Genomic DNA, 5,180 nt, shown 5'->3' with positions numbered 1-5,180 from the left:
CCAAAAAAAAATCCTCAACAAATACATGTTGAGGATTCAAAAAAGGCAACGACCTACTCTCCCACAAATGTAGTACCATCGGCGCAAATGGGCTTAACTTCTCTGTTCGGAATGGTAAGAGGTGAGCCCCATCGCTATAACCACCTTAAGTTATAGCTGCTGACTATCGGCTTTCGCTTCTAGTCTTCAGCGTTTATCCCGTGGGATAAACAAATATCTTAACATATTGAATAAAGAACATGATTATAATAATAATTGTACTCTTATAAAAAAACAGGCGTACAATAAGCCTATGGGTTATTAGTACTACTCGGCTATGACATTACTGCCTTTACACCTATAGCCTATCAACGTGGTAATCTCCCACGACCCTTTAAAGAAATCTCATCTTGTGGTGGGTTTCGCGCTTATATGCTTTCAGCGCTTATCCCTTCCCAACGTAGCTACTCTGCAATGCTGCTGGCGCAACAACAGATACACCAGAGGTTAGTCCAACTCGGTCCTCTCGTACTAGAGTCAGATCCACTCAAATTTCTAACGCCCACTGTAGATAGAGACCGAACTGTCTCACGACGTTCTGAACCCAGCTCGCGTGCCACTTTAATGGGCGAACAGCCCAACCCTTGGGACCTTCTCCAGCCCCAGGATGTGACGAGCCGACATCGAGGTGCCAAACCCCCCCGTCGATATGAGCTCTTGGGGGAGATCAGCCTGTTATCCCCGGCGTACCTTTTATCCTTTGAGCGATGGCCCTTCCATGCGGAACCACCGGATCACTATGCTCTACTTTCGTACCTGATCGACTTGTAGGTCTCTCAGTCAAGCTCCCTTATGCCATTGCACTCTACGCACGGTTACCAAGCGTGCTGAGGGAACCTTTAGAAGCCTCCGTTACTCTTTTGGAGGCGACCACCCCAGTCAAACTACCCACCAAGCACTGTCCCTTCTCATGAAGGTTAGACTCTAGATAAGCAAAGGGTGGTATTTCAACAATGACTCCACAACGCCTAGCGACGCCGCTTCAAAGTCTCCCACCTATCCTACACATTACTTATCCAAAACCAATACTAAGCTATAGTAAAGGTGCACGGGGTCTTTTCGTCCCACAGCGGGTAATCGGCATCTTCACCGATACTACAATTTCACCGAGCTCATGGCTGAGACAGTGTCCAGATCGTTGCACCATTCGTGCAGGTCGGAACTTACCCGACAAGGAATTTCGCTACCTTAGGACCGTTATAGTTACGGCCGCCGTTTACTGGGGCTTCATTTGAGATCTTCGAAGTAAACTTCTAAACCCTCCACTTAACCTTCCAGCACCGGGCAGGTGTCAGGCCATATACGTCATCTTTCAATTTAGCATAGCCCTGTGTTTTTGATAAACAGTCGCCTGGACCTTTTCACTGCGGCCACCCCGAAGGGTGGCGACTCTTCTCCCGAAGTTACGAGTCTATTTTGCCTAATTCCTTAGCCATGAATCTCTCGAGCGCCTTAGAATTCTCATCCCAACTACCTGTGTCGGTTTAGGGTACGGGCTGCTTCTCTCGCTTTTCTTGGAAGTTGCTCCTCTGGATTATCACCTTGACCGAAGTCTCAGTGTACTATCGCGGTATCACTACTCGCTTCAACGTACTATTCCGTCAGTACGCACCAAATTTACACCTCCGTCACTTTTATTGAGAGCAGGTACAGGAATATTAACCTGTTGTCCATCCACTACCCCTTTCGGGTTCGCGTTAGGTCCCGACTAACCCTCAGCTGATTAGCATAGCTGAGGAAACCTTAGTCTTTCGGCGTGCGGGTTTCTCGCCCGCATTATCGTTACTTATGCCTACATTTTCTTTTGTAGCTTCTCCAGAAAACCTCACAGCTCTCCTTCGACGACACTACAATGCTCCCCTACCGATATTTCTATCCCATAGCTTCGGTAATATGTTTATGCCCGATTATTATCCATGCCGAACCGCTCGACTAGTGAGCTGTTACGCACTCTTTAAATGAATGGCTGCTTCCAAGCCAACATCCTAGCTGTCTAAGCAGTTCAACCTCGTTAGTTCAACTTAACATATATTTTGGGACCTTAGCTGATGGTCTGGGTTCTTTCCCTCTCGGACATGGACCTTAGCACCCATGCCCTCACTGCTGATTAACATTTTATAGCATTCGGAGTTTGTCAGGAATTGGTAGGCGGTGAAGCCCCCGCATCCAATCAGTAGCTCTACCTCTATAAAACTATAAATCAACGCTGCACCTAAATGCATTTCGGGGAGTACGAGCTATTTCCGAGTTTGATTGGCCTTTCACCCCTACCCACAGGTCATCCGAAGACTTTTCAACGTCAACCGGTTCGGTCCTCCACTGTATGTTACTACAGCTTCAACCTGCCCATGGGTAGATCACACGGTTTCGCGTCTACCACTACTAACTAAGCGCCCTATTCAGACTCGCTTTCGCTACGGATCCGGACCTGAAGTCCTTAACCTTGCTAGCAACGGTAACTCGTAGGCTCATTATGCAAAAGGCACGCCGTCACAGATCAAGTCTGCTCCGACCGCTTGTAAGCGTATGGTTTCAGGTTCTATTTCACTCCCTTATTCAGGGTTCTTTTCACCTTTCCCTCACGGTACTAGTTCACTATCGGTCTCTCAGGAGTATTTAGCCTTATCGGATGGTCCCGACAGATTCATACAGGATTACTCGTGTCCCGCACTACTCAGGATACCACTATCTTACTATTTTTTACTTTTACGGGACTATCACCCTCTATGGTTCCTCTTTCCAAAGGATTCTAATTCAGCATAGTTCGAATATCGTGGTCCTACAACCCCACTATTGCCGTAACAACAATGGTTTGGGCTAATCCGCGTTCGCTCGCCACTACTAACGGAATCACTTTTGTTTTCTTCTCCTCCGGGTACTTAGATGTTTCAGTTCTCCGGGTTTGCCTCCCTAAGGATACTATATCTTCAATATAGTGGGTTGCCCCATTCGGATATCTGCGGATCAAATCGTGTGTGCCGATCCCCGCAGCTTTTCGCAGCTTATCACGTCCTTCATCGCCTCTGAGAGCCTAGGCATTCCCCATACGCCCTTATTTAGCTTATTGTACTTTTTGCTTTTTTAATGAGTTTCGATTAATTAGATATCGCTCGTGATTCTAATTAATCAGAATTATTATTTAAATACATTAGATCGTAATCTAATCATATTTTCATGTATCTTTTTTCAATATGTCAATGAACGTGTGGCAAATCGCAACCGATAATGTATTATCAGTAAACGACCTTAAGCCGTTGTGGAGAATATCGGAGTCGAACCGATGACCTCTTGCGTGCAAGGCAAGCGCTCTAGCCAGCTGAGCTAATCCCCCATTAAAATTCTATAATATTAGAATCCTTAATGTGAATTTAGAATTCTCAGTTCTAGAATTTCCTATTATTTAGTAGTTAGTAGTCTCAGGCAGACTCGAACTGCCGACCTCTACATTATCAGTGTAGCGCTCTAACCAGCTGAGCTATGAGACTCTACTAAATCTTTTTTTAAATTAACAGCAATGAGAATAAACTATCTTTTTCTTAGTTTTTTTGATACTTATTAGTCGTCTTTCTCTAGAAAGGAGGTGTTCCAGCCGCACCTTCCGGTACGGCTACCTTGTTACGACTTAGCCCTAGTTACCGATTTTACCCTAGGCCGCTCCTTGCGGTGACGGACTTCAGGCACTCCCAGCTTCCATGGCTTGACGGGCGGTGTGTACAAGGCCCGGGAACGTATTCACCGCATCATGGCTGATATGCGATTACTAGCGATTCCAGCTTCACGGAGTCGAGTTGCAGACTCCGATCCGAACTGTGATAGGGTTTATAGATTCGCTCCTGGTCGCCCAGTGGCTGCTCTCTGTCCCTACCATTGTAGCACGTGTGTAGCCCAGGACGTAAGGGCCGTGATGATTTGACGTCATCCCCACCTTCCTCACAGTTTGCACTGGCAGTCTTGTTAGAGTTCCCATCTTTACATGCTGGCAACTAACAACAGGGGTTGCGCTCGTTATAGGACTTAACCTGACACCTCACGGCACGAGCTGACGACAACCATGCAGCACCTTGTAAATTGTCCGAAGAAAAAACTATCTCTAGTCCTGTCAATCTACATTTAAGCCCTGGTAAGGTTCCTCGCGTATCATCGAATTAAACCACATGCTCCACCGCTTGTGCGGGCCCCCGTCAATTCCTTTGAGTTTCATTCTTGCGAACGTACTCCCCAGGTGGGATACTTATCACTTTCGCTTAGCCACTCAGAAGCAAGTTCCGAACAGCTAGTATCCATCGTTTACGGCGTAGACTACCGGGGTATCTAATCCCGTTCGCTACCTACGCTTTCGTCCATCAGTGTCAATACATTATTAGTGATCTGCCTTCGCAATTGGTATTCTATGTAATATCTATGCATTTCACCGCTACACTACATATTCTAACCACTTCATAATGATTCAAGATAACCAGTATCAAAGGCAATTTTACAGTTGAGCTGCAAACTTTCACCTCTGACTTAATTATCCACCTACGGACCCTTTAAACCCAATGATTCCGGATAACGCTTGGATCCTCCGTATTACCGCGGCTGCTGGCACGGAGTTAGCCGATCCTTATTCTTACAGTACCGTCAGAGCGCTACACGTAGCGCGGTTTCTTCCTGTATAAAAGCAGTTTACAACCCATAGGGCAGTCTTCCTGCACGCGGCATGGCTGGATCAGAGTTCCCTCCATTGTCCAATATTCCTCACTGCTGCCTCCCGTAGGAGTCTGGTCCGTGTCTCAGTACCAGTGTNTGGGGGATCCCCCTCTCAGGGCCCCTACCTATCGTTGCCATGGTAAGCCGTTACCTTACCATCTAGCTAATAGGACGCATAGTCATCTTTTGCCGTAACCTTTAATGTAATCATCATGTGATAAAAACATACTATGAGGCATTAATCCAAATTTCTCTGGGCTATTCCTCAGCAAAAGGTAGATTCTATACGCGTTACGCACCCGTGCGCCGGTCGTCATCAAGTGCAAGCACTTATGTTACCCCTCGACTTGCATGTGTTAAGCCTGCCGCTAGCGTTCATCCTGAGCCAGGATCAAACTCTTCATCGTTAATTTTTATTAGTCACTTAAGTAATAATACCCAGCAACTATTTT

The 5,180-nt window shown here is 46.5% G+C and carries 2 tRNA genes and 3 rRNA genes; all 5 read right to left on the bottom strand.

Annotation, left to right across the window (positions count from 1 at the left end):
* Positions 1-40: 40 nt before the first annotated feature.
* Positions 41-148: ribosomal RNA gene (gene rrf / locus IE051_RS18310) — 5S ribosomal RNA — on the bottom strand.
* Positions 149-280: 132 nt separating this feature from the next.
* Positions 281-3,106 (bottom strand): 23S ribosomal RNA (locus IE051_RS18305).
* Between the two features lie 190 nt (positions 3,107-3,296).
* Positions 3,297-3,370: transfer RNA gene (locus IE051_RS18300), tRNA-Ala, on the bottom strand.
* Positions 3,371-3,450: 80 nt separating this feature from the next.
* A tRNA-Ile gene (locus tag IE051_RS18295) sits at positions 3,451-3,524 on the bottom strand.
* Positions 3,525-3,612: 88 nt separating this feature from the next.
* A 16S ribosomal RNA gene (locus tag IE051_RS18290) occupies positions 3,613-5,135 on the bottom strand.
* The 16S, 23S and 5S rRNA genes sit together here with 2 tRNA genes alongside, the layout of an rRNA operon.
* Positions 5,136-5,180: the final 45 nt, after the last annotated feature.

Origin of the sequence: Algibacter mikhailovii, from assembly GCF_014651495.1 — a bacterium.
GTDB lineage: Bacteria > Bacteroidota > Bacteroidia > Flavobacteriales > Flavobacteriaceae > Algibacter_E > Algibacter_E mikhailovii.
The sequence above is the reverse complement of the archived record's forward strand: the minus strand, read 5'-3'. Positions and strand labels throughout refer to the sequence as shown.